General features: G+C 59.2%; 21 protein-coding genes. 10 read left to right on the top strand and 11 right to left on the bottom strand.

Annotated elements, in window-relative coordinates; translation table 11 throughout:
* Positions 1–3 precede the first annotated feature (3 nt).
* Complete coding sequence (gap, locus tag LPW13_RS14175; protein WP_230436352.1) at positions 4–1,023, bottom strand: type I glyceraldehyde-3-phosphate dehydrogenase; 1,020 nt, start codon at positions 1,021–1,023, stop codon at positions 4–6.
* A gap of 229 nt (positions 1,024–1,252) precedes the next feature.
* Positions 1,253–3,253: a transketolase gene (tkt, locus tag LPW13_RS14180; protein ID WP_230436353.1), complete on the bottom strand. Its 2,001-nt coding sequence runs from the start codon at positions 3,251–3,253 to the stop codon at positions 1,253–1,255.
* Between the two features lie 300 nt (positions 3,254–3,553).
* Between tkt and LPW13_RS14185 the strand changes: the two genes are divergently transcribed.
* From LPW13_RS14185 to metF, 4 genes are all read left to right on the top strand, one after another.
* The gene (locus tag LPW13_RS14185; protein WP_230436355.1) at positions 3,554–4,543 is read left to right on the top strand and encodes a metalloregulator ArsR/SmtB family transcription factor; all 990 of its coding nucleotides are present in this window, start codon (positions 3,554–3,556) and stop codon (positions 4,541–4,543) included.
* A gap of 451 nt (positions 4,544–4,994) precedes the next feature.
* A complete protein-coding gene (metK, locus tag LPW13_RS14190; protein ID WP_230436357.1) occupies positions 4,995–6,215 on the top strand; it encodes a methionine adenosyltransferase in 1,221 nt (406 codons plus the stop codon).
* A gap of 83 nt (positions 6,216–6,298) precedes the next feature.
* Positions 6,299–7,675 (top strand): adenosylhomocysteinase, encoded by a 1,377-nt coding sequence (gene ahcY, locus LPW13_RS14195; RefSeq protein WP_456238342.1) that lies wholly within the window; start codon positions 6,299–6,301, stop codon positions 7,673–7,675.
* A gap of 97 nt (positions 7,676–7,772) precedes the next feature.
* The gene (gene metF / locus LPW13_RS14200; protein ID WP_377563418.1) at positions 7,773–8,618 is read left to right on the top strand and encodes a methylenetetrahydrofolate reductase [NAD(P)H]; all 846 of its coding nucleotides are present in this window, start codon (positions 7,773–7,775) and stop codon (positions 8,616–8,618) included.
* A 35-nt stretch (positions 8,619–8,653) separates the two neighbouring features.
* Here metF and LPW13_RS14205 read toward each other — a convergent pair whose 3' ends face one another.
* On the bottom strand, positions 8,654–9,265 hold the full coding sequence (locus LPW13_RS14205; protein WP_230436362.1) for an OmpA family protein: 612 nt from the start codon (positions 9,263–9,265) through the stop codon (positions 8,654–8,656).
* Between the two features lie 172 nt (positions 9,266–9,437).
* Here LPW13_RS14205 and LPW13_RS14210 point away from each other — a divergent pair, with 172 nt between their 5' ends.
* Entirely contained in the window at positions 9,438–10,190 is a 753-nt protein-coding gene (locus tag LPW13_RS14210) for a hypothetical protein (RefSeq protein WP_230436363.1), read from the top strand.
* 15 nt (positions 10,191–10,205) lie between these two features.
* Here the strand turns inward: LPW13_RS14210 and LPW13_RS14215 are convergent, their stop codons facing one another.
* The 5 genes from LPW13_RS14215 to LPW13_RS14235 all read right to left on the bottom strand — a co-directional run bounded on the left by LPW13_RS14215 (position 10,206) and on the right by LPW13_RS14235 (position 16,794).
* The gene (locus LPW13_RS14215) at positions 10,206–10,856 is read right to left on the bottom strand and encodes an HAD family hydrolase (RefSeq protein WP_230436365.1); all 651 of its coding nucleotides are present in this window, start codon (positions 10,854–10,856) and stop codon (positions 10,206–10,208) included.
* A gap of 18 nt (positions 10,857–10,874) precedes the next feature.
* A complete protein-coding gene (locus LPW13_RS14220; protein ID WP_230436367.1) occupies positions 10,875–11,237 on the bottom strand; it encodes a hypothetical protein in 363 nt (120 codons plus the stop codon).
* A 30-nt stretch (positions 11,238–11,267) separates the two neighbouring features.
* Entirely contained in the window at positions 11,268–12,020 is a 753-nt protein-coding gene (locus tag LPW13_RS14225) for a 16S rRNA (uracil(1498)-N(3))-methyltransferase (RefSeq protein ID WP_230436369.1), read from the bottom strand.
* A gap of 383 nt (positions 12,021–12,403) precedes the next feature.
* Positions 12,404–15,538: an efflux RND transporter permease subunit gene (locus LPW13_RS14230; RefSeq protein ID WP_230436371.1), complete on the bottom strand. Its 3,135-nt coding sequence runs from the start codon at positions 15,536–15,538 to the stop codon at positions 12,404–12,406.
* A gap of 2 nt (positions 15,539–15,540) precedes the next feature.
* Positions 15,541–16,794: an efflux RND transporter periplasmic adaptor subunit gene (locus tag LPW13_RS14235; protein WP_230436373.1), complete on the bottom strand. Its 1,254-nt coding sequence runs from the start codon at positions 16,792–16,794 to the stop codon at positions 15,541–15,543.
* A 352-nt stretch (positions 16,795–17,146) separates the two neighbouring features.
* Between LPW13_RS14235 and LPW13_RS14240 the strand changes: the two genes are divergently transcribed.
* Entirely contained in the window at positions 17,147–19,492 is a 2,346-nt protein-coding gene (locus LPW13_RS14240; RefSeq protein ID WP_230436375.1) for a Tex family protein, read from the top strand.
* A 96-nt stretch (positions 19,493–19,588) separates the two neighbouring features.
* The gene (locus tag LPW13_RS14245) at positions 19,589–20,716 is read left to right on the top strand and encodes a histidine decarboxylase (RefSeq protein ID WP_230436377.1); all 1,128 of its coding nucleotides are present in this window, start codon (positions 19,589–19,591) and stop codon (positions 20,714–20,716) included.
* A gap of 77 nt (positions 20,717–20,793) precedes the next feature.
* On the opposite strand, the gene LPW13_RS14250 is transcribed toward LPW13_RS14245, so the two are convergent.
* The 3 genes from LPW13_RS14250 to LPW13_RS14260 are packed head-to-tail and all read right to left on the bottom strand — an operon-like array spanning position 20,794 to position 23,219.
* A complete protein-coding gene (locus tag LPW13_RS14250; RefSeq protein ID WP_230436378.1) occupies positions 20,794–21,462 on the bottom strand; it encodes a pseudouridine synthase in 669 nt (222 codons plus the stop codon).
* A gap of 46 nt (positions 21,463–21,508) precedes the next feature.
* Positions 21,509–21,952, bottom strand: a complete 444-nt coding sequence (locus LPW13_RS14255) for an acyl-CoA thioesterase (protein ID WP_230436380.1) — start codon at positions 21,950–21,952, stop codon at positions 21,509–21,511.
* A gap of 55 nt (positions 21,953–22,007) precedes the next feature.
* Positions 22,008–23,219, bottom strand: coding sequence for an iron-containing alcohol dehydrogenase (locus tag LPW13_RS14260; RefSeq protein WP_329957907.1), 1,212 nt, complete (start codon positions 23,217–23,219; stop codon positions 22,008–22,010).
* Positions 23,220–23,388: 169 nt separating this feature from the next.
* On the opposite strand from LPW13_RS14260, the gene LPW13_RS14265 reads away from it, so the two are divergent.
* The 3 genes from LPW13_RS14265 (at position 23,389) to LPW13_RS14275 (ending at position 25,261) form a co-directional block, all read left to right on the top strand.
* Positions 23,389–23,604, top strand: a complete 216-nt coding sequence (locus LPW13_RS14265) for a ParD-like family protein (RefSeq protein ID WP_230436382.1) — start codon at positions 23,389–23,391, stop codon at positions 23,602–23,604.
* Positions 23,601–24,374, top strand: coding sequence for a type I methionyl aminopeptidase (gene map, locus LPW13_RS14270; protein WP_230436384.1), 774 nt, complete (start codon positions 23,601–23,603; stop codon positions 24,372–24,374). The genes LPW13_RS14265 and map overlap by 4 nt, the downstream gene beginning before the upstream one ends.
* A 71-nt stretch (positions 24,375–24,445) precedes the next feature.
* Positions 24,446–25,261 (top strand): class I SAM-dependent methyltransferase, encoded by an 816-nt coding sequence (locus LPW13_RS14275; protein WP_230436385.1) that lies wholly within the window; start codon positions 24,446–24,448, stop codon positions 25,259–25,261.
* The last annotated feature ends 12 nt before the right edge of the window (positions 25,262–25,273 follow it).

Genomic DNA, 25,273 nt, shown 5'->3' on the forward strand with positions numbered 1-25,273 from the left:
CAGTTAATCGCCGTACAGCTGCCGGGTGACATCCAGCATCCGGTTGGCAAAGCCCCATTCGTTATCAAACCAGATCAGCACTTTCACCAGCCTACCTCCGGCGACCCGGGTCTGGCTGGCATCGACGATGCCGGAGCGCGGGTCGTGGTTGTAGTCGCAGGAGGCCAGAGGTTCCTCAGTGTAACCGAGAACACCAGAGAAACGGGTCTCCGCCGCGCGCTGTAAAACCGAGTTCACTTCCGCCTGGGTGACGTCTCTGTTCAATTGCACCGAAAGATCGATAGCGGAGACGTTGACGGTGGGTACGCGCATGGCCTGGGCTTCGAATTTGCCGGCCATGTCGGGCAGGATCCGCTCGATGCCGCGGGCGAGGCCGGTGTCCACGGGGATGATCGACGAGATGGCGGAGCGGGTTTTGCGCAGGTCGGTATGATGGTAGGCGTCGTTCACCGGCTGGTCGTTCATGGCGGAGTGGATGGTGGTGATGACGCCGGCTTCGATACCAAAGGCGCTTTCCAGGGCCGCAATCACGGGGATGCTGCAGTTGGTGGTGCAGGAGGCGGCGGAGATGATGGTCTCGTTGCCGGTGAGTGCGGTGTCGTTGACGCCGTAGACGATGGTGGCGTCGACGTCGCTTTTGGCGGGCTGGGAGAAGATGACTTTTTTCGCTCCCGCTTTTAAATGCAGCTCTGCACGCTCGCGTTCGGTGAAGCTGCCGGTGCACTCCAATACGATATCTACACGCGTCTTTTTCCAGTCGAGGTCTTCGAGGTTTTCACAGTGGGTGACGGCGATGTGGTCGTCATTAACCTGCAGGGACTGGTCGTGGGCGGTAACTTCGCCGTGGAAGCGGCCGTGGACGGTGTCGTATTTGGTGAGGTGGGCGATGGTGGCGCAGTCGGCCAACTCGTTGATGGCGACGATCTGCAGCTGGTCGCGCAGGTTGGATTCGTACAGGGCGCGCAGAACGCTGCGTCCGATGCGGCCGTAGCCGTTGATGGCGAGTCTTATTGGGTTGGGCATGTATACCTCGGGCTTTTTCCACCACCCTCGGTTGTGCTCTGCTCCAGCGTGGTGGCGGCCGGGCACTGGGGGCGGGTTTTCAGGACCGCTGTGAATACATCCATGTAAGCTGCGGCGCAAACATCCTGTTTGCGACGCTCCTGAAAACCCGCCCCCAGCACCCGGCCTTCGATTCTGACTGCTGCGCTACGCCTCAAATATCGTAAGCAGCACAGCAGTCAGAGTTTCATTACTTCAGCAGTCCTTCAACCGCTTCCGCAACTTTCTCGGCAGTGATGCCGAAGTGCTTCATCAGGTCACCGGCCGGGGCAGATTCACCGAAGGTGTCCATGCCGACGATGGCGCCGTCGAAGCCGACGAACTTGTACCAGTAGTCCTTGTGACCGGCTTCCACCGCGACGCGGGCGCGCACGTTGGAAGGCAGTACGGATTCACGGTAATCCGCAGGCTGGGCGGCGAAGGCTTCGGCGCAGGGCATGGAGACCACGCGCACTTTGCGGCCGGACAGTTGTTCGGCAGCGGTAGTGGCGAGCTCTACTTCGGAGCCGGTGGCGATGATGATGGCTTCCGGTTCGCCGTCGCAGTCGCGCAGCACGTAGCCGCCCTTCTCGACGTTGGCCAGTTGCTCGTCGGTGCGCGGCTGCGGGGCAAGACCCTGGCGGCTGAAGATCAGCGCGCTGGGGCCGTCGCTGCGGGAGACGGCCATTTTCCAGCTCACGGCAGATTCGGTGGCGTCACAGGGGCGCCAGGTCTGCAGATTCGGGGTAGCGCGCAACGCGGTGAGCTGCTCTACCGGCTGGTGGGTAGGACCGTCTTCGCCGAGGCCGATGGAGTCGTGGGTGTAGACGAATACGACTTTCTGTTTCATGAGCGAAGCCATACGCACGGCGTTACGGGCGTATTCCATGAACATCAGGAAGGTTGCGCCGTAAGGTACGAAGCCGCCGTGCAGGGCGATGCCGTTCATGATGGCGCTCATGCCGAATTCACGTACGCCGTAGTAGACGTAGTTACCAGAGGCGTCGTCGGCGCTCACGCCTTTGGCACCGGACCAGATGGTGAGGTTGGAGCCGGCCAGGTCGGCGGAGCCGCCGAGGAATTCCGGCAACAGCGGACCGAAGGCGTTCAAGGTGTTCTGGCTGGCCTTACGCGAGGCCACTTTCTCGCCGTCGGCCTGGCACTGTTTGATGTACTCGTCGGCCTTGGCGAGGAAGTCTGCGGGCAGTTCGCCCTTCATGCGGCGTACAAACTCTTCGGCGAGTTCCGGGTACGCCTCTTTATAGTCTTCGAAGATGTCGTTCCACTCGTCTTCCTGCTCGGAACCTTTAACGCGCGCGTCCCAGGCGTGGTACAGGTCTTCGGGAATGACGAACGGTTCGTGCTTCCAGCCCAGGGTCTCGCGTACCAGGGCGATTTCGTCGTCGCCCAGTGGTGCACCGTGACACTCTTCGCGGCCCTGCTTGTTGGGGGAGCCGAAGCCGATCACGGTCTTGCAGCAGATAATGGTGGGCCTGGACGTTTCCGCGCGGGCTTCTTCGATCGCGGCCTTGATCGCCTGCGGATCGTGGCCGTCCACATTGGAGATCACGTGCCAGCCGTAGGATTCAAAGCGCTTGGGCGTGTCGTCGGTGAACCAGCCTTCGACTTCACCGTCGATGGAGATGCCGTTGTCGTCGTAGAACGCGACCAGCTTGCCCAGACCCAGGGTGCCCGCCAGGGAGCAGGCTTCGTGGGAGATGCCTTCCATCAGGCAGCCGTCACCCAGGAAGCAGTAAGTGTGGTGGTCCACCAGCTCGTAGCCTTCGCGGTTGAACTGAGCGGCGAGGACTTTCTCGGCCAGCGCAAAGCCCACGGCGTTGGTGATGCCCTGGCCCAATGGGCCGGTGGTAGTCTCTACACCAGGGGCATAGCCGTACTCGGGATGGCCCGGGGTTTTGGAGTGCAGTTGGCGGAAGTTCTGCAGCTCGTGGATGGACAGGTCATAACCTGTCAGGTGCAGCAGGGAATACAGCAGCATGGAACCGTGACCGTTGGAGAGCACGAAACGGTCGCGATCCGCCCACTCGGGGTTGGCGGGATTGTGCTTGAGGTAGTCGTTCCACAGCACTTCGGCAATATCAGCCATCCCCATGGGCGCGCCGGGGTGGCCGCTCTTGGCTTTCTGGACCGCGTCCATAGACAGGGCGCGAATGGCATTGGCCTTTTCTGTGCGAGAAGGATTAGAAGACATAGTGGGCTCTCGGTTTGGAATCATCAGTTCTCAGATGCGCTGCGGGTCCCGGCTCTGGTGGCCAGCTTGCCGCGGCAACCCATTCCCTGCGCGACCTGACGGCCGGGGTAAATGGGGTGCGTATTTTCCCGTAAACCACCGACGCCTGCAAAGGCCGGGTGGCCAAATACTGCCCTTCTGCGAAACATTTTCCCAATACACCTACCTGGAACGAATTGGTTTCAACTGCATCAAAGTTTTTCAATGAAGCTGCATCAAAAAACTTTGATATAGGTAAAATCCACTGCTAGACTCCGCTCCATGCTTGAATCCAGCCAATCCTCATCACGGTCCGCCCGCAGCCCGGAGCAGAACCCGGAATCCCGCGCCAGCGCGCAGATTCCCCAGCTGGCGGCGACCCTGAAGGCCGCCGGCGACCCGTTGCGGCTGGAGATCCTGCGCCTGTTGAGCCAGGACTCATACAGCGTGCTGGAGCTGTGCCGTATCTTCGACCTGCGCCAGCCGGCGCTGTCCCATCACCTGAAGGTGCTGTCCCAGGCGGGGCTGGTGAGCAAGCGGCGCGAGGGCAACAACCTGTTTTACCGGCGCACGGCCAGCAGCGAGCTGTTACAGCAACTGTTCTCCGGCCTGGACCAGCTGCCGCTGACGCAAGAGCGCGCCGCAACCGTGGCCCAGATCGCTGCCGAACGCGCAGAGGCTTCGCGCCGGTTCTTCGCCGATTACGGCAACCGCTTCCGCGAACAGCAGGAGTTGATCGCCAGTTATAACGTGTACGGTCCTCAGGTGGCACAGCTGTTGAAACCGGGGCGTCACGCGCTGGAGGTGGGCCCCGGTGAGGGGGAGTTTCTGGCGGAGCTGGCGAGCCGTTTTGGTACGGTGACGGCGCTGGATCTGTCGCAGACGATGCTGGAGCGGGCGCAGGAATTTGCGGACGAGCAGGGTCTGCAGAATATCGAGTTTGTGTGCGACGACACCCGCGCGGCGGCATCCCGCCCGGAGAGTGCGGACTGCATTGTGGTGAATATGGTGTTGCACCACACGCCGGATCCGGCACAGATTTTTCACGATCTGCAGAAGTCGTTGAAGGTGGGTGGTCAGTTGTTGATTACCGAGTTGCACGATCACAAGCAGGATTGGGCCCGGGATGCCTGTGGTGATCTCTGGCTGGGCTTTTCGCCTCAGCAGTTGATTGCGTGGGCGGCCGACGCCGGTTTGCAGAGAGGCCGTAGTGAGCACAGTGCTTTGCGCAATGGTTTCCAAGTGCAGATTCAGGAGTTTGTTAAGGGGTGATCGGTTGTGGACTCCGTAGCCTTGGAGCTCTGTTTTAGCTTCGGGCGCCAGATCACCGGGTGCAACTTTTCGGAACCGAGCTAGGCGCCCCCCTGTGAACCCATCCCTGGGCGCTGCGGCGCAAACATCCTGTTTGCGACGCTTCCGAAAAGTTGCACCCGGTGCTCTGGCTTAACGAATGACCACTGGACTTTGTAAGCAACTTTCGCCAACAACGACGAAGCAATGAAGTACAAATCGAAGGCCGAGAGGCCGGGGAAAGGTTTCAAAAGCGTCGGCGACAGGGACGTCGCCGCCGCAGCGTACAGGGATGTATTTACAGCGGTTTTGAAACCTTTCACCGGCCTCTTGGCCGCCACCCAAACAGGAACAATGCTCCGGATTAAGAAACTACGGAGTGCTAAACAAGATTTACGCCAACCGCCAGCTGCGGAAAAAGGAGAAGCTCACAATGAGTGAATACAGCATCTTTACCTCGGAGTCTGTCTCCGAAGGCCATCCGGACAAAATTGCCGACCAGATTTCCGATGCGGTTCTGGACGCCCTGCTGGCGCGCGACAAAAACGCCCGCGTTGCCTGCGAAACCCTGGTGAAAACCGGCATCGCCGTGATCGCCGGTGAAATCAGCACCTCCGCTTGGGTCGACCTCGAAGACCTGGTGCGTAAAGTCATCACCGACATCGGCTACACCTCCTCCGACGTCGGCTACGACGGCGAAACCTGTGGTGTGATCAACGTTATCGGCAAACAGTCCGTGGATATCGCCCAGGGCGTCGACCGCGTAAAACCGGAGGACCAGGGTGCCGGTGACCAGGGCCTGATGTTCGGCTACGCCACCGACGAAACCCCCACCTTCATGCCCTCCCCGGTCTACTACGCGCACCGTCTGGTGGAGCGTCAGGCAGAAGCGCGCAAGTCCGGCCTGCTGCCGTGGCTGCGCCCGGATGCGAAAAGCCAGGTGACCTTCCGCTACGACGAAAGCGGCAAACCCTGCGCCATCGACGCCGTGGTCCTGTCCACCCAGCACAATGAAGAAGTCAGCCAGGAAGACCTGCGCGAAGCGGTACTCGAGCTGATCGTACATCACGTACTGCCGGCAGAACTGCTGCACGAAGATACCAAGTTCCACATCAACCCCACCGGCAAGTTCGTCATCGGTGGTCCCGTGGGCGATTGTGGTCTTACCGGCCGTAAAATTATCGTCGACACCTACGGCGGTTCCGCTCGTCACGGCGGCGGTGCCTTCTCCGGCAAAGACCCGTCCAAGGTGGACCGCTCCGCGGCTTACGCCGGTCGCTACGTGGCGAAGAATATCGTCGCCGCCGGCCTCGCCAACCGTTGTGAAATCCAGGTGTCCTACGCCATTGGCGTGGCCGAGCCGACTTCCGTATCCATCAACACTTTCGGCACCGGCAAAGTGAGCGATGACAAACTGATCGAACTGGTGCGGGAAAACTTCGACCTGCGTCCCTACGCCATCTCCAAGGCACTGGACCTGCTGCATCCCATGTATCAGCTGACCGCCGCTTACGGCCACTTCGGCCGCGAGCCGTTCGAGCACACCTACCAGTGGACCGACAGCAACGGCAAGCAGCAGACTGAAACCTTTACCGCCTTCCCGTGGGAAAAAACCGACAAAGCAGAAACCCTGCGCGCACAGGCAGGCATCTAAACAGGTTGGGCAGGCCACAAGTCCGCCCAGCATTCGCCAGGCAAAACCCGAGCGACAACCCAGAGATTTAGGACATGAACCAGATGAGCACCGAATTCAAAGACTTTAAAGTAGCCGACATCAGCCTCGCCGATTGGGGCCGCAAAGAAATCGAAATCGCCGAAGGCGAAATGCCGGCCCTGATTACCCTGCGCGAGAAATACCGCGCAGAGCAGCCGCTGGCCGGCGCCCGCATTATGGGCTGTATCCACATGACCATTCAGACCGCAGTACTGATCGAAACCCTGGTCGCCCTGGGCGCGGAAGTACGCTGGTCTTCGTGCAATATTTTCTCCACCCAGGATCACGCTGCCGCGGCCATCGCCGCCAGCGGTGTACCGGTATTCGCCTGGAAAGGCGAAACCGAAGAGGAATACGAGTGGTGCCTGGAGCGCACCATCGGCGCGGACGTGGCCGGCTGGCAGCCGAACCTGATCCTCGACGACGGCGGTGACCTCACCGAGCTGCTGCACCGCAAATATCCGGAGCTGCTGGACAAGTGTCACGGTATCAGTGAAGAAACCACCACCGGCGTGCATCGCCTGCAGGACATGCTGAAAGCTGGCACCCTGAAAGTACCGGCGATCAACGTCAACGACGCTGTCACCAAGAGCAAGAACGACAACAAATACGGCTGTCGCCACAGCCTGAACGACGCCATCAAGCGCGGCACCGACCACCTGCTGGCCGGCAAGAAAGCGCTGGTGATCGGCTACGGCGATGTGGGTAAAGGCTCTGCCGCCTCCCTGCGCCAGGAAGGCATGATCGTGAAAGTCACCGAAGTGGATCCGATCTGTGCGATGCAGGCCTGCATGGACGGCTTCGAGCTGGTTTCCCCGTATATCAACGGCGTCAACGACGGCAGCGAATCCTGCATCAACAAGGCACTGCTGGCGAACACCGACCTGATTGTGACCACCACCGGCAACGTGAATGTGTGCGACGCGAATATGCTGAAGGCGCTCAAGTCCGGCGCTGTGGTTTCCAACATCGGGCACTTCGATAACGAGATCGACACCGCCTTCATGCGTGAAAACTGGGAATGGCAGGAAGTGAAACCCCAGGTGCACAAGATCGTGCGCAACGCCGACAACAACGATCACCTGTTGCTGCTGTCCGAAGGACGCCTGGTCAACCTGGGCAATGCCACCGGCCACCCGAGCCGCATCATGGACGGTTCCTTTGCCAACCAGGTGCTGGCACAGATCCACCTGTACAAGGAAAAGTTTGCCGAACTACCGGCGGACCAGAAAGTTTCCGCGCTGTACGTAAAAGTACTGCCGAAACACCTGGACGAAGAAGTGGCCAAGTACATGGTGGAAGGTTTCGGCGGTGTAATCACCCGCATGACCGAAGATCAGGCCAACTATATTGGCGTATCCGTAGACGGCCCTTACAAGCCGGAAAGTTACAAGTATTAAGCCTTTGGTTACTGGATGCCGGCCTGCGCCGGCATGACGATGGAATAGATTGATTCGTCACCCCGGACCTGATCCGGGATCCAGAAAGACCGAGGGAATGGAACAGAACATGAGTCAATTACGTATCAGCTTTGAGTTTTTCCCACCCAAGACCGAACAGGGTCGGGAAAAGCTGTACAACACCCGCGAACAATTGCAGGCGTTCAACCCGGCGTTCTTCTCGCTGACCTATGGTGCCGGCGGTACCACCCGCGACACCACGGCGAACATCGTCACCGGCCTGCGTAAGGATGGTATTTCCATCGCCCCGCACCTGTCCTTCGGCGGCGACAATGAAGAGATCGTGCTCGGATTGCTGGAGCGCTACAAAGAGGCCGGCGTGGATCGTATCGTCGCGCTGCGTGGCGACATTCCCTCCGGCATGGGCTCCGTGGCACAACTGGTGTACGCCAACGAACTGGTGGCGTTTATCCGCCGCCATACTGGTGACCATTTCCAGCTGGAGGTTGCCGCCTACCCGGAAATCCATCCGGAAGCGGAAAGCTATGACGACGATATCCGCTTTTTGAAAGGCAAGTTCGAGGCCGGCGCCGACAGTGGCCTGACCCAATACTTCTACAATCCGGATGCGTACTTTTACTTTATGGATCAGTGCGAGAAGGCGGGCATCAACAAGCCCATCTACCCGGGCATCATGCCGATCACCAACTTCGCCAACCTGGCGCGCTTCTCCCGCAACTGCGGCGCGGAAATTCCGCGTTGGCTGAAGTACCGCATGGAGAGCTATCGCGATCCGGAAGATGTGAAAAAGCTGGGGCTGGAAGTAGTCACCGACCTGTGTGAGACCCTGCTGGACGGTGGCGCGCCCGGCCTGCACTTTTACACCATGAACCAGGTTGAGCCTACCAGCAGTATTCTGAAGGCCCTGGACATTAATGGCTGAGAGCGTACTCTTGTAATACCACAAAAAAGCGCGGATCAGTCCGCGCTTTTTTGTGGGTATGATTTCGATTTGCTCATTCGCACATTGATCGGCTTGCCGTTGTAATTCATCACCCGCACCACCAGTCTCCGATTCTGCGCCCGCCCCAGTTCACTGTCATTGTCGGCAATGGGATCCGAATCTCCATACCCCTGCGCCTCTACCCGCTCGGCACTGATACCCCGCTCGAGCAGGAATTGTTTGACCCAATTGGCACGCCACTGGGACAGCTTCTGGTTTTTTGCTGAATCTCCCGCATTGTCCGTATGCCCCTCAACGGCGATTTTCAGGTCCGGGAAATCCCGCATGATAACGAGCAGCGCCTCTACATCATCGAGAGTATTCATCTTCGGTGCAAAGCCACCGGGTTCGAAATCAACATCCAGAATGAATGTGTCACTCTGCCGCTGTTGCCCCATCAGAAAACGCACCATGGCATCGCCAAATGGCGCCGCGTCGCGAGCGGCCTGCTCTCTGTCGCCACCGGTGACCAGGTCGCGCGGATCCAGGGTGTACTTCTTGGTCGGATCAGGGCAACCCGTTAACAGCAACGCAGCAAAGACTGTGGAAACGATCGCAATATGGGGTCGCGGGGGCAAAACAGGCATAGAGCCGCTTCCTCTTGGTGAATGATAGAAGGCGGTTCGCGCATTGTAGGATCGCCCGATGCCAATCCGTAGCCTAATCCTGAGCGAGACGCAGAGCACGGTTTCTGAGATGATCACGGGCACCCTAACCTTTAACGCACCCCCTAACCTTGCCTACGCCGGGGAGATCGACATGAACAAACAACTGATTCTTACCCTTGTTGGGGCCATCGGCATCGTGCTGGCTCTGGTATTAGGCTCAAGCGTTAGTGCCCAGCAAATCGTGAGCGTAGATCCCGGCGATGCGTGGTTGGATGCGAGTGAGGGGTATCAGGAGAAAGTTACCTGGCGCGTGGCGAGCCACGGTGGCGCGGCGTCGCCACGGGGCGTTTTTGTCAATCTGGACAACAGCCAAGAACTGGCAGTGGTGGACCGGATTCTCGAGTTTTCAGGTAATCGCGGCGAGGTAACCGAGACGGTACAGATCTCTGCGCAACAAGTGCACCAGTGGCACGCACAGGGTGTGCGCCGGGTGGGTTACCGCCGGGTATTCGCCGGCGCCGCGGGCAGCCTTTCCAATCACATCCTGTTCGATCTCGACGCCAGTGGCCGCCTGGCACAGGTGCAGGCCAGCCCCGAGCAGCAGACCGTGAGCGGAAAATCCAGGCAGATGATGCTAGCGTGGAACCTGAATTCCGACCTCGGCAGTATCAGTGCCCATTCCGAGAGCGGTCAGTTTATGGTAGGTGATCGCGTGGTCTACGAGGTGCTGGAGCCGCTTTCAGCCGAAGGGGACAGCCGCCTGAACGAGACCGTTACCCTGCCGCCCGGACTGATTAATGAACTGGTTGCCAACGGCATCTATCAGGTGCGCTACACCCGGACTTTTGTCGATGACAAGGACACCCGCCGCAGCGCTTCAATGAATATCAGGCTGACGCAGTAGCGCACTGTCCCCGGATCAAAAATAATCCAGCAGCAGCTGCATATCGTGAATAACCCGCGCGCCTTCGGCTTCCAGTTGCCGGCCGCGGTTGCCGTTGTGGCTGTAGCCCACGACCGGCATGCCAGCAGACACTGCCGCCTTCACGCCGGCAATGGAATCCTCCACCACCAGGCAGTGCTGCGGTGCAATACCAAACTGGCGCGCGCTGTGTAAAAACAAATCCGGCCAGGGTTTTCCGCGGCCAACATCGTCGGCACTGAAAATGCGCCCGTCAAAAAAGTCCCACAGGCCGGTTTTATTCAAGGTAATCTGCATTTTGGTATGCGGCCCCGACGAGGCCACACAAGTCTGCAGATCCGTAGTACGCAGTCTTTCCAGTACCTCATGAATACCGGTCACCGGCTCCAGCTCAGTATGAAAGGCCTCGCGGATACGGCGCTCGGTGTTGTGGAAATAAGACTCCGGTAACGGACCGCCATAGCGGGTTTCAATATCCAGGATACAATCCCTGGAGGGGCGACCACTGAACTGCTCGTCCAGCTCGTCCGCGGTGGCGGGCATACCCAGCTTTGTCATTTCTTCTGCCAGCACCCGACAGACGATGCTTTCGCTATCGACCAGCACACCATCGCAGTCGAAAATTACCAGTTTGGTATCGTGTATCAACTTGCTTGCATCCTTAATTCAAGTGGCGGAAATCAACAGAATACCAATCAGCACACCGGCGGCGCCCACCAACCGCACCAGGTTTTCGTTGCCGTGCACGATGCCCAGTACAAATTCCCGGGTTTTCTCAAACCCGGATTGCAGGGCAAAGGCGCCGATCACTACCAGAAAGATCCCCAGCACATTGAACAAAGTGGCCCAACTGCGGGTATCGGAAATCAGCAGGAATACAATACCGATCACGATGCGCGCCCAGGCACCAAAATAGAACATCTGGGGATTCATTCTCTCACCGAGGTCTCTCGCCACCTGGGGTTTGAGAATAATCAGAATGGACATGGCGGTAATTGCCATGCCGATCAACCACACCAGTGCTTTCATAACTCTCTCCTTGTTGGTTGAGCGCTTCTTTCAGAAGTCGCCCCATTGGAACTGCAGTACGGACAACGCCGCCACGGGTGCAGTTTCGGTGCGCAGCACCCGCGGCCCCAGACGCAGCGGGTGAAACTGCCGCTGCATTGCCAGTTCGATTTCGTCTGCAGACAGGCCGCCTTCCGGCCCCACCAATAATAGCGCGGACTGCGGACGGCCAAACTGTTGTTCCAGTTGTGGCAGTGATACGTCGGTGCGGTGGTGCAGTACGAGTTTAAGTGTTCCGCTCAGGTCTGCTGCGTCTTCACTGGCGAGAAACGGAGCAAACTTCATTGGCGCCAGTATCTGCGGCACGCGGTTGCGCGCGCTCTGTTCACAGGCGCTGATGGCGATCTGCTGCCACTGGCCGAGTTTTTTCTGCAGCCGCTCGCCGGTGAGTTTCACTTCGCAGCGCTCGGTAAACAGGGGCTGGATGTCCGTCACCCCCAGTTCGGTGGCTTTCTGGATTACCCAGTCGAAACGGTCGCCGCGGGAGATGCCGATGGCGAGGGTGATGGCCAGCGGTGATTGTCGATCCTCTGCGGTGTGGGCGCCCAGTTTTACCCGGGCGGTTTTCTTGCCCGCTTCGAGTATCTCGGCCTCGTATTCCCCGCCCTGCCCATCAAACAGTATCAACGGCCGGCCGGGGCCCAGTCGCAGGACCTTGACCACATGGCGGGACGCGGATTCGTCAAGTTGAACTTCGGTTTTACCCGCCAGGGGTTCGGCGGAAAAAATACGGGGGATACGCAACGATAGATCCTGAATGGGGACGGAGTTGCGTGAAGGGTAATACAGGTGGCGGGGAGATTGTAGGTGCGCAGCGATTCCGATGGGCTCTGTCCCGCTTCCGTGGCGGTGGGGCACTGGGTATCCGTTTTCAAAACCGCTGTGAACCCATCCATGGGAGCTGCGGCGCAAACATCCTGTTTGCGACGCTTTTGAAAACGGATACCCAGCACCCCACCTTAAGTCCACATAAATCACTTCGTAAGAAACCATACGCGAAGCGCCCTTATCGGGATGAGGTGATTCGATGCGGAACGATTGCCGATGAGGTTGTGGAGTATCGGATTACCTCATCCCGATAAGGGCGCGCCACCGGGCCCGAATAAAACCCGGCGGCGGCTAACCGATCAGACCTTCTCGAAACTGACCGGCAGCTCCTCAGAAGCCTTGTCGCCCTTCACTTTGACACGCAGGGTCTCGATCACCTTGTACAGGTTCGGTACCAGAACCAGCGTCACGAAGGTGGCACAGAGGACGCCGAAGGCCAGGCTGACCACCATCGGAATCAGGAACTGGGCCTGGATCGAGCGCTCGAACATGATCGGCAGCAACCCGATAAACGTGGTAATGGAGGTCAGGATGATCGGACGGAAACGGTCGCGACCGGCCTGAACCACCGCGTCCATGACCGCCATACCCTGGGCACGCAGCTGGTTGATGCGGTCCATCAATACCAGGTTGTCGTTCACCACCACGCCCGCTGCGGCGAGGAAGCCGAGCATGGACATGATGCTGATGTCATAGCCCATCAACAGGTGGCCGAGGATCGCGCCGAAGAACCCGAAGGGTACCGCGGTGAGAATCAGCAGCGGCTGCGAGTAGGAGCGGAACGCAATGGCCAGCAGCGCGTATATTGTAAACAACGACAGGATAAAGAAGGACAGGATCGCGGTGCCGAACTCAGCCTCTTCCTGCATCTCGCCCGCAGTCTTGAGGCTGAACCCCGGGAACTGGGCTTCCCACTGCTTCAGGTTCTCTTCGCGCAGCTGCTTGAGGATCTCGAATGCCGGTGACGAGCCCGGAATCAGTTCCGCAGTCACCTGCACCGTGCGCTCACGATCGTTGCGGCGGATGGTGGTGTAACCGGGTACATAGACCGCGTCCGCCACTGCAGTGAACGGTACTTCGCCTTCGTTGGTGCGCACGCGGATACGATCGATCTGGTCTTCGCTGGCACGCTCTTCCTGCGGATAACGTACCATCACGCGCACATCTTCACGGCCGCGGGGAATGCGTTGTACTTCTTCACCGTAAAAACCCTGACGCACCTGCTTGGCCACGTCGGCGAGGCCAATGCCCATGTTGGTGGCGTGGGGCTTCAACTGGATCTCGATATCCTGACGGGCGGCAACCAGATTGTCGCGCACGTCGTAGACACCGGCATACTTGGCCAGCGCATCTTTCACCGCATCCGCGGCGCGGCGCAGTTCATCCATATCGCCGGACGCGGTACTGAGGTTCAGGGACATGCCCGCGCCGCCGTCGTTGATGGTGTGGTGGATTTTCATCTCTTCCACACTGGCCGGCAGTTTACCCACATACTCGCGCCACTTGAGTGCCAACTGTTCGGAGGTGACGTCGCGCTGCTCGCCATCGGTGAGCTGAAGGATCACGTTCACGTTACCCCGCCACAGGAACACCATGGTGTTTTCCACGAAGTCTTTGCCACCGTTCAGGGCCAGCATATCCGGGTCCTGAGCGACCTTGGCACCGGCACGTTCGAACTGCTGCAGTACCCGTTTGGCCTCTTCAAAAGATTCGCCCTGGGCCATGGTGGTCTTCAGCTCGAGCATGTCCGAGGGCACCTCGGGAGAAAATGCAGAACCGATATAGCCCCCCTTGAACACCGCAAACGACAACATCAGGGCCATAAAGAAGATCATCACCGTGGCGCGGCTGTTGCCCAGGGACTTTTCCAGCAGCGGCATATAGTACTTGTCGCCGGCCTGCTGCATGGCATTGGCAAATTTGCCCCGTACCGCCTGCAGTTTTTTGCCAAGCCCGGAGGTGGCCGGCTTTTCCGGCTTCAGGTTCACCAGGTGCGCCGGCAGGATCAGCAGCGATTCCACTAGGGAGAACGTCAGGCACAGCAACACCACCACCGGCAACGCCATCATCATCTGTGAAGTGACGCCGGGCAGGAACAACATGGGTACAAAGAACACCATGGTGGAGACCACGGCGAAAATTACCGGCGCAGATACGGTCTTCACCCCGGCTTCTGCGGCCTTGAGCCCGGTCTCGCCACGGTCGTGGGCGGCGTGCACCGCCTCGCCGACAATGATCGCATCATCCACCACGATACCGAGAATCATCAGGAAGGCGAACAGCGACAGCATGTTCAGGGTCACACCGGTGGTGGGCAGCAACCAGAAGGCGCCCATAAACGCGGTGAAAATACCGATGGTTACCCACACCGCCAGTGCCGGGCGCAGGAACAGCATCAACAGTACAAACACAAGCGCCAGACCGGTGACTGCGTTCCAGAACAGCATGCTCATGCGGCTCTCATACGCTTCAGAGAAATCGAACCAGGTCTCGAACTCCATTCCCGGTGGTAGTGTCTCGCGGGCCTCTTTCATGAACGCGCGGATCGCTTCAGCAGTGGCCACTACGTCCAGTGGCTCCCCCTGCATCACCCGCAGGTTCATGGCCGGTGCACCATTGAAACGGATCACCGACCCCTCTTCCTCGAAACCGTCGTGGACGGTGGCCACATCCCCCAGCAACAGCTGGGTGCCGTCTTCCCGACTCAACAGGGGAATGCGCTCGAAGTCCGCCTGGGTATAGGCCTGGCCGCGGGTCTGCACCTGGATATCACCGCGGTCGGAGCGCACGCGGCCTGCCGGCAGGTCCAGGGAGGAACGGCGCACGGCGCTGGCCACATCGTCGAAGGTCAGGTTGTAGCGGCGCAGGTTGATCTCGGAGACCTCGATGGAGACTTCGTCGGCGCGATCCCCCCACACATCTACCCGCCGCACGCCCGGCAACAGCATCAGTTCATCGCGCAGGTCGAGAGCGGTCTGTTTGAGCTGGCGATCAGAGACGGGACCGCCGATGGCGATCATCATCATCTGCTGCTCCCACTCCTCCAGCGCGATCACCGGGCGCTCGATGTCAGAGGGGAAGGTATTGATGGAGTCCACCTGTACCTTGATATCGTTCAGCAGGCGCAGCTCGTCGTACCCCTCACTGGCCTCCACCCGTACGGTGCTGTGGCTGCGGGCGGACCAGGAGTTGATCTCCTTGATGCCTTTCACCTCGGCAATGGCCTGCTCCACACGCAGGGTGACCTGCTGCTCCACTTCCGCAGGACCGGCGCCGGGGTAGCTGATATCAACCTTGACCACGCCGGGGTTGATGGCCGGAAACACTTCCCGGCCCACATGAGAAATACCAAACAGGCCACCAATGACGATCATGATCATCAGCAGGTTGGCGGCCTTACCGTTGCGGACGAACCATCCAATAATGCCCTGCATGATCAGAAGGCCCCCTGTGCCGCGGCGGTGGTGCTGCCGGAGGATTCCTCCGGAGATTCTTCCTCGGCTTCCTTATTCTCTTCCTCCTCACCCAGAATCAGGCCACTGGGCTTTTCATTCAGAGGATTGGGTGTGAGCACCATGCCCTCGCGGCTATAGCCGAGGCTGGACACCACAATTTTCTCGCCGGTGGCAATATCCCCGCGCAGCCATACCTGATCACCTACCGCCTGCAGCAGCTCCACGTCGCGGAAACCGAGCTGGTTCTCATCATTCAACACCAGGATGTGATCGCCTTCGTGCAGTGCCTGGCGCGGCAGGATGGCGATGTCGTCGTAGGTCCTGCCGGCGATATGGGCCTCCACAAACAGACCGTTGATCAGCGGAGCCTCGCCGGCGTACGGGTTCTGAATCTGCGCCACGGCGTAAACGAAACGGCTGTTGGGGTCGATAGCCGCTTCGGTGCGCACGATCCGGCCACGCCATTCGCGCTCCTTGCCCGCCAGATTGGCGGCGACACGCACTGCTGGACCATCTTCCACGGCTCTGCCCAGTGGCAGCTCCAGCAGGGAGAGTTGATGATCGGTCAGTGGCAGGCGAATCTCGGCAATGTCGGTGCTGTGGATACGGGCCAGCTGGGTGCCCGGGGTAACGTACTGGCCGATATCCACCAGAGTCTCCACCACCCGGCCGGCGAACGGCGCCTTCACCGCGGTGCGATCCAGGTCCAGTTTGGCTTGGTCGCGATCGGCCTTCGCTGCAGCCAGCCCTGCTTCGGCCGCAGCCAGTTGTGGCTTGCGCAGAAACAGGTCATTGGCCGTGGCCGTTCCCAGGTCGCGCCATTCACGCTTGGCCTGCTTGGCCATCCCCTGCTCCTGGGCCAGAGTGGCGGCTGCGGTGGCCACCTGGGATTCCGCACGGGTCAGCGCGTGGCGGTAGTCCGCTGGTTCGATCTGTAACAGGGAATCCCCCTGCTGGAAAAAACCGCCGGGCACGAAGGCATCGCCCACGCCCTGGATCACACCGCCCACCCGGGCCACCACTTCAATCTCGTGGCGTGCGTGTACAGAGCCCTGGCTGGGTACCAGCAGGGTCTGGCGGCTGGGCTCCGCGTAGAGCACATCCGCCATGGGTGGCACCACGGCTTCGGCAACTTTTTCCTCTGGCTTCGGGGCCATCATGAAGACAGCAGCTACCGCAGCTACGCCAGCGGCAACAACAATTCCTAATACTTTATTTTTATGTGCTGGTTTCACAAATGATTCCATTGATCAAAATTTAACTAGTTGGGCATTCTACTGGAGTTGGGCGACAAATAAACCTGTCCGGGATGCGAGCTGCCGCAACAAAATGCACTTGACCGCAAACGGATGCTGTGAGCAATTTTCGGGAAGACGATCAGTCTTGGTGACCGCCGCCGCTTGGCCCATAATGGCCGCCCATTTTTTGCAGTCCGGTAACGCTTACCGGGCTGCGGGTTGAACATCGGTCATTGGACACGGTCTGTTCATTCGCTATCGCCGCCGCCGGCAAAGGGCGCGCCCAAATTTGTGACCGGGACGCGGGCCCGCGTCGGTTAATGAACCATCGAGGATGTAAATAAACAAGATGTTGGATATCAACGCCCGTATCGCTGAAGAACTCAACGTGCGCCCGCAACAGGTGGCCGCCGCAGTGGGACTGCTGGACGAAGGCGCCACCGTGCCCTTCATCTCCCGTTACCGTAAGGAGGTGACCGGCGAGCTGGATGACACCCAGCTGCGGACCCTGGAAGATCGCCTGCGCTACCTGCGCGAAATGGAAGAACGCCGCACCGCGATCCTCAAGAGCATCGACGAGCAGGGCAAGCTGACCCCGGAACTCACCCAGCAGATCAACGCCGCCGATACCAAGAACCGCCTCGAAGACCTCTACCTCCCCTACAAACCCAAACGCCGCACAAAAGGCCAGATCGCCATCGAAGCCGGTCTCGAGCCGCTGGCCGACGCCCTTTACGCCGACCCTACCCTGAATCCGGAAGAGGAGGCACAGCAGTACCTCAACACCGACAACGAAGACGCCGCCCTGCATGTCAAAGACATCAAGGCCGCCCTCGACGGTGCCAAGTTCATCCTGATGGAGCGCTTTGCCGAAGACGCCGAGCTGCTGGGCAAGCTGCGGGATTTCCTCAGCCGCGAGGGCCAGGTGAAATCCAAGCTGCTGGACGGCAAGGAACAGGAAGGCGCCAAGTTCCGCGACTACTTCGAGTACGCTGAACCCTTTGCCAAGGTCCCCAGCCACCGCGCCCTGGCCATCTTCCGCGGTCGCAACGAAGGCATTCTCGCCATCAATCTCGGTCTCGAGGGCGACGAAGAGCGCACCCCCAGCCAGGCCCATCCCTGCGAGGTGATGATCGCCCGCCACGTGGAAATCGAAGACCACGGCCGCCCGGCGGACAAGTGGCTGGGTGAAGTGGTGCGCTGGACCTGGCGTATCAAATTGCTCACCAGCCTGGAAACCGACCTCCTCGGCCAGCTGCGGGAAATGGCAGAAGAGGAAGCCATCAAGGTCTTCTCCCGCAACCTGAAAGACCTGCTGCTGGCGGCCCCGGCGGGCCAGAAGGCCACCATCGGCCTCGACCCGGGCCTGCGCACCGGGGTGAAGGTAGCGGTGGTGGACGCCACCGGCAAGGTACTGGACCACACCGCCATCTACCCCAACCCGCCGCAGAACAAGCTGGCGGAATCCGCTGCGGTGATCGCGGCGCTGTGCAAGAAGTACGATGTGGGCCTGATCGCCATTGGCAACGGTACCGCCAGCCGCGAGACCGACAAGTTCGTCGGCGAGACTATCAAGCAGTTCAAGCTCAGCGCGCAGAAGGTGATGGTGAACGAGGCCGGCGCCTCCATTTACTCCGCGTCCGAATTCGCGGCGAAAGAGTTCCCGGACCTGGATGTGACCATCCGCGGCGCCATCTCCATCGCCCGTCGCCTGCAGGACCCTCTGGCGGAGCTGGTGAAGATCGAACCAAAGTCTATCGGTGTCGGCCAGTATCAGCACGACGTCTCCCAAACCCAACTGGCGCGCTCCCTGGACGCCGTGGTGGAAGACTGTGTAAACGGCGTCGGCGCCGAGCTGAACTCCGCCTCCGCGCCGCTGCTGTCCCGCGTGTCCGGCCTCAGCGCCTCCATCGCCAACAATATCGTCACCTACCGCAATGAGAACGGCGCGTTCAAAAGCCGCAAACAGCTGAAAGAAGTCCCACGCCTCGGGCCCAAGGCGTTTGAGCAGGCCGCCGGCTTCCTGCGTATCAACAACGGTGAAGACCCGCTGGACCGTTCCGGCGTGCACCCGGAATCCTATATCGTGGTCAAGCGTATCGCTGAAAAGCACGGCCGCGAGATCAACAGCCTGATTGGCGATTCCGGCTTCCTGCGCCAGCTGAACCCGGCGGACTACACCGATGAGAAATTCGGTCTGCCCACGGTAAAAGACATCATCGCCGAGCTGGAAAAGCCCGGCCGCGACCCGCGCCCGGAATTCCGCACCGCCCAGTTCGAAGAGGGGGTGGAAGAGATCAAGGATCTGCGCCCGGGCATGGTACTCGAAGGCACCGTCACCAATGTCACCAACTTCGGCGCGTTTGTAGATATCGGTGTACACCAGGATGGCCTGGTACACATCTCCGCGCTGTCCGAGAAATTCGTCAAGGATCCCCACGAAGTGGTGAAGGCGAATGACATCGTCAAGGTGAAAGTGATGGAAGTGGACGTGGCGCGCAAGCGTATCGGCCTGTCCATGCGCATGAGCGACGAGCCCGGCGAGCAGGGCAGTGGCGGTGTCAAGAAAGGTGATCACCGCGAAAGTAAACAGGCCCAGCGTCACAACAATCGCAACCGCCAGCAACAGGGCGGAAACGGTGGCCGCGGCAGCATGGGTGATATCCTCGCTGCAGCAATGAAGGGTAAAAAATAACAGTCCTCTTCATACCGCAAAGGGCGATCATTGATCGCCCTTTTTTATTGCCAACCTTTGAAACTATTCTTATAAAAATTTACAAGGCTTTTCGAGATGACGCTCTCCACTTCCGATCGCGCACGCCTGCAGGCGTTTTTGGAAAACACCCGCAAGAACACCGAGTCCTACCTCGGCTACCCGGTCTCCAAGGATTTTGAATTCGACGACCTGGTGGATTTTTTGCGCTACCCCCTCAACAACCTCGGCGACCCCTTCAGCGATTCGACCTGGCGCGTGGACAGCCGCGGCTTTGAGCGCGACGTCATCACCTTTTTTGCGGAAATGTTGCGGGCACCGGAAAACGACTGGTGGGGTTACGTCACCAACGGCGGCACCGAGGGCAATCTATATGGACTGTATCTGGCGCGGGAGCTTTTGCCCAAGGGCATTGTGTACTACTCCCAGGACACCCACTACAGCGTGGCCAAGAACCTGCATTTTCTCGGCATGCGTCACATCATGATCCGCTCGCAGAAAAACGGCGAAATCGATTACGACGACCTGCGCGAGACCCTGCGCGCACGCCGCGATATTCCGCCGATTATCTTTGCCAATATCGGCACCACCATGACCGAAGCGCGGGACGATCTGAACAAGATCAATAATATCCTCGACGAGATGGCATTCAGCCAGCGCTATATTCACAGCGATGCCGCGCTGTGCGGGGGCATGGCACCGTTTATGGATCCGCGCCCCGCATTCGACTTTGCCGACGGCGCCGACAGCATCTCCATCAGCGGCCACAAATTTTTCGGCTCGCCGATTCCCTGCGGCATTGTGCTGGCACGCAAATGTAACGTAGACCGCATTGCGCGTTCCATTTCCTATATCGGTAACCTGGATACCACCATCACCGGTTCACGCAACGGCTTTACCCCGCTGGTGCTGTGGCACACCATCAAATCCCTGGGTGTGGAAGGACTGGCCGCGCGGGTACAGCATTCCCTGGACACTGCCAGCTATGCGGAAACCCAGATGCGCCACGCCGGCATCAACGCCTGGCGCAACCCCGGCGCCATCACCGTGGTGTTCCCGCAGGTGGCGGAATCGGTGAAACAGAAATGGCAGCTGGCTACCGCCAACGGCGAGAGTCACGTGATCTGTATGCCCAATGTTACCCGGGCGCAGATCGACGAATTGATTGAGGATATGTTGGCAACGTCTGCGGATGAGGCAGGATAAGTCAGCTTGCGCTTGGCCGAGAGGACACCCCCATTGGTGACAGCTCCTCATGTACAACAGATAACGAGACACCGCGCTCACCCGTCAGCCTGAAAGGCTTCGCCCGGATTGCACAGGAAATGCATTTCCCTACCCAATACTGGATGCTCAAAACCCAGCACCTGCGCATGCAGTAGCAACCGCGGTGCCGCCGCCAGTGCCTCCGGGTGGGCATAGAAGGGATCGCCGAGAATCGGGTGGCCGAGCGCCTGCATATGTACCCGCAGCTGGTGCGAGCGACCGGTGATGGGGATCAGCTCCAGCAGGCTGGTGGCGCCGTCACTGTCGAGCTTATGCCAGCGGGTCTGGGACGGCTTCCCGGACTCGAAACAGACCTTCTGCCTGGGGCGATTGGGCCAGTCGCAGATCAGTGGCAGGTCCACTGTGCCCTCGTCTTCCACCGGTTCCCCCCACACCCGCGCAATATAGGACTTATCCACCTGACGGTTCTGGAACATTGTGCTCAGTGCGCGGTGAACCTCTTTGCCCCGGCCCATCACCACCAGGCCGGAGGTATCCATATCGAGGCGATGCACGATCAGTGCATCCGGGTATTCAGCCTGCGCACGGCTGGCGAGGCTGTCTTTGTGGGCGGGGTCGCGGCCGGGAACGGTAAGCAGGCCGCTGGGCTTGTCGAGTACCAGCAGCTCGGCGTCGCTGTAGACGACATCAAGATAGGGGGCGGCGGGCGGATTATAGGGGCGCAAATCTGAAGCTCGGGAATTACTGGATTAGGTACATCGACCCGCAAGCTTACGCAATTTTCTCCAGCGCCGCGCGGATTTTCGCGGGAATGGGCACGGAACGGTTTGCCCCGCGTGCAACAAATACGTGGGTGAAGGTGCCGTTCGCGGCAGCCTGAAGCTCACCGGCGCGGAAGATCCCCACCCGGTAAACCACGGAGCTGTTACCCAGCTTCTCTACCCGGATACCCGCCTCCAACTGCTGTGGATAGGCCAGCGGGGCGCGGTAGTCGCAGCTGGAATTGACCACAAAGGCCACCTCCTCACTGTTGTGGATATCCAGCCCACCCTCTTCGATCAGATAGCGGTTTACCGCGCTGTCAAAGTAGCTGTAGTAGGTCACGTTGTTCACATGCCCGTAGATATCATTGTCGTGCCAACGGGTGCTGATGGGATAGAAGGCCCGGTAGTGATCGCGCTCAAACACGTCTGCGGATCTCTGCTGCTCTGACATACGCTCTTTCTCTCTCCGAGTCTGCTTCTGTGTGGGCCGATGCGCTGTAAGAATTTCAATAGGCTGCGCGATAGATCGCCAGCGCATCCCGCTCGGTCACGGTACGGGGATTGTTGACCAGCAGGCGCTGCTGCTTCATCGCCTCACTCGCCAGTAGCGGCAGAGATGCCTCATCGACATTGCAGTCGCGCAGGCGATTGGGAAGCCCCAGCTCCACAATCAGATTTTCCAGCCAGCAGATCAACTGTTCCGTCACTTCACTATCACTACCGGCAATACAGGCGTCGCCCATGATGTGGGGCGCCAGTTCGGCGTACGCGGCGCCGGCGTTTGCGGCATTGAAGCGCAACACCTGCGGCAATACCAGAGAATTACTCAGGCCATGGGGAATATGGAAATGACCACCGAGCGGATAGGCCAGCGCATGCACCGCCGCCACCGGTGCATTGGCAAACGCCTGGCCGGCATAGAGTGCCCCCAGCAGCATGTTGCCCCGTGCCATCAGGTTACTGCCATCGTGGGTCGCGGCGGCGATGTTACTCGCCAGTAGCTGTAACGCCTCTCTGGCCAACATGTCCGAGACCGGATTTTTTTTATCGCAGCTGGTGTAGGCCTCTATCGCGTGCACCATGGCATCGATGCCGGTGGCTGCCGTTACATGGGCGGGGAGCCCGAGGGTGAGCTCGGCGTCCAGCACCGCAATGTCCGGCTGTAAAACTGGCGACACAATCCCGGCCTTGGTGGTTTCGCCCGTGGTGACGATGGCGATCGGCGTCACTTCGGAACCGGTACCCGCGGTGGTGGGCACCTGCACCAGTGGCAACCTGGGGCCACGGGTATTATCCACACCGTAGAGTTCCTCCAGAGATTCGCGACACTCGGGGTGTGCCAGTACTGCCACCAGTTTGGCCACGTCCATGGAGCTGCCACCGCCAAACCCCACCACCAGCTCAGCACCCAGTGCACGCGCGGCATGGGCCGCCGCCTCAATGGTGGCATCTTTGGGATCGGCCTCTACCCGGTCGAAAATCCCCAGGCGCAGACCGGCGTGATCGAACCCCGGCAAAATGCGATCCAACAGCCCCGCATTCACAATACCGCTGTCGGTAACCAGCAACACCTTGCTGGCGCCCTCTGCGCGACAGAGGTCGGCCAGCCTGGCCGCGGCGCCGGCCTCGCAAATGATGGTTCTGGTGGTGGAAAACCGGAAATCCCGCATGGTGTTCTCTATCGCCTCTTCACCGCTATCGTTTTTGTTTTCTGACACAGAGCATTCAACGGGGTTAACCGGGGCTTGGCCATTACCTCAGATTTCCGGTTCACGCGCCGACACGGGATCTCCCTCTTTACCTCGCCCTTTACCTTCCCGACCAACTAGCGCACAATATACGCAACGTATACACTTCATATACTCCGTGACAGATGGTGAACACTTCATGGGAATCGTCAAAGTTTCCGACGCAGTACACGACGAGATTCGTCAGGCGAGTGCGGCCATGTCGCGCTCCATCAATGCCCAGGCCGAGTTCTGGATACGTGTCGGCATGCTGGCCGAGCTCAACCCCGACATGACCTACAACCAGCTGTGTAAAAAAATGCTGCGGGAAGCAACACCGACACTGGACACACTGATCGGAGAGCCGTCGCAATGAACCGCCCCATTATCAAGACGCCAGCCGAACAGGAACTGATGCGGGAGTCCGGGCGACTGCTGGCCAGAGTGTTTGCCATGCTGGATGACTTCGTCACCCCCGGCGTGACCACCATGGAGATTGACCGCCAGGTGGAAACTTTCATCACCCGCGACCTGAAAGCGCGCCCGGCCAGCAAGGGCCAGTACGACTACCCCTACTCCCTCAACACCTCCATCAATGAGGTAGTCTGCCACGGCATGCCCAGTGCATCGCGCAAACTGAAAAGCGGCGACATCGTCAACCTGGATATTACCCTGGAAAAGAACGGCTTTATTGCCGACTCCAGTAAGATGTACATGATCGGCGAGGTACAACCGGCAGCCCGCAAACTGGTGCAGGCGACCTATGACGCCATGTGGAAAGGCATCGAAATCGTACGCCCGGGCACCACCCTCGGCGATATCGGCCACGCCATCCAGAAACACGCCGACAGTCACGGTTACAGTGTGGTGCGCGAATACTGCGGCCACGGTATCGGCCGCGAAATGCACGAGGCTCCACAAGTACTACACTTCGGCCGCCCCGGCACCGGCGAGATACTCAAGGAAGGCATGACCTTCACCATCGAGCCGATGATCAATCAGGGCACCCACAAGACCAAAACCAAGAAGGACGGCTGGACGGTAATCACCCGCGACAAAAAATTGTCCGCGCAGTGGGAGCACACAATACTCGTGACAGCTGATGGATTTGAGGTGCTTACCCTGCGACAGGAGGAAGCCCGCTAGCAGATTGCGGACCCGCGGATAGGGCACGTGAACAGGCACCGTGTACAAACAGTCAGCTTAGACTTAATACAATGAATAACCATACAAAGTTCTACACCGAGAAAACGCTGGAGTCCTGGGATGAGGCTGCGGACATTCACGCGGCCAAAAATACGGATCTCGAGCAACGTGTATCCGTGCCCGGGTTTAACGCCTTGGAAGAAGATTTCAATCTGATGGTCGACCGATTTGACCTCTCGGAGAAATCGGTGGTTCAGGTCTGCTGCAACAATGGGAAAGATCTGATTTCCCTCAAAAACAAGGGTGCCGGCTACTGTCTGGGCTTAGATGGTTCACAAAAATTTATCACCCAGGCAAAGCAGCTTGCCCAGGCAAGCCGTCAGCCCGACATCGAGTTCGCATGTGTCAACCTCTACGACATCCCCTCAGAACCCTTTCCAGAATTTGACTTCCTCGCGAGCACTGTTGGCGTTATCGGCTGGATGCCGGACTTGCAAGTATACTTCAAAATCTGCGCAAGCCTGATCAAGCCCGGTGGTTACTTCTTGATGGAAGAAATCCATCCCGTCTTGAACATGTATATCGAAGGTCCACCTTCAACACTTGGGATGAGCTACTTTGACCGTTCCCCACAAAGAGACACCGAAGGATTGGATTACTTTGAAGGCGAAAAGTACAAGGCGAAAGAAAACTATTACTTTCAGCATACATTCAGCGATATATTAACCGCTGCGATCAGCAGTGGGCTGGAGTTGCAATATATAGAGGAGACTGCGGCTAACGTGGGAAACTACTGTGCAGATCTGGAGCGAGAGCAATATAATCCACCGCTAGCATTTGTCGCCTGCTGGCGGAAAACCCCGGAGAACAAAGGCAACCACGCATGAACACTCGCAACC

The sequence above is a fragment of the Microbulbifer celer genome (assembly GCF_020991125.1).
Lineage (GTDB): Bacteria > Pseudomonadota > Gammaproteobacteria > Pseudomonadales > Cellvibrionaceae > Microbulbifer > Microbulbifer celer.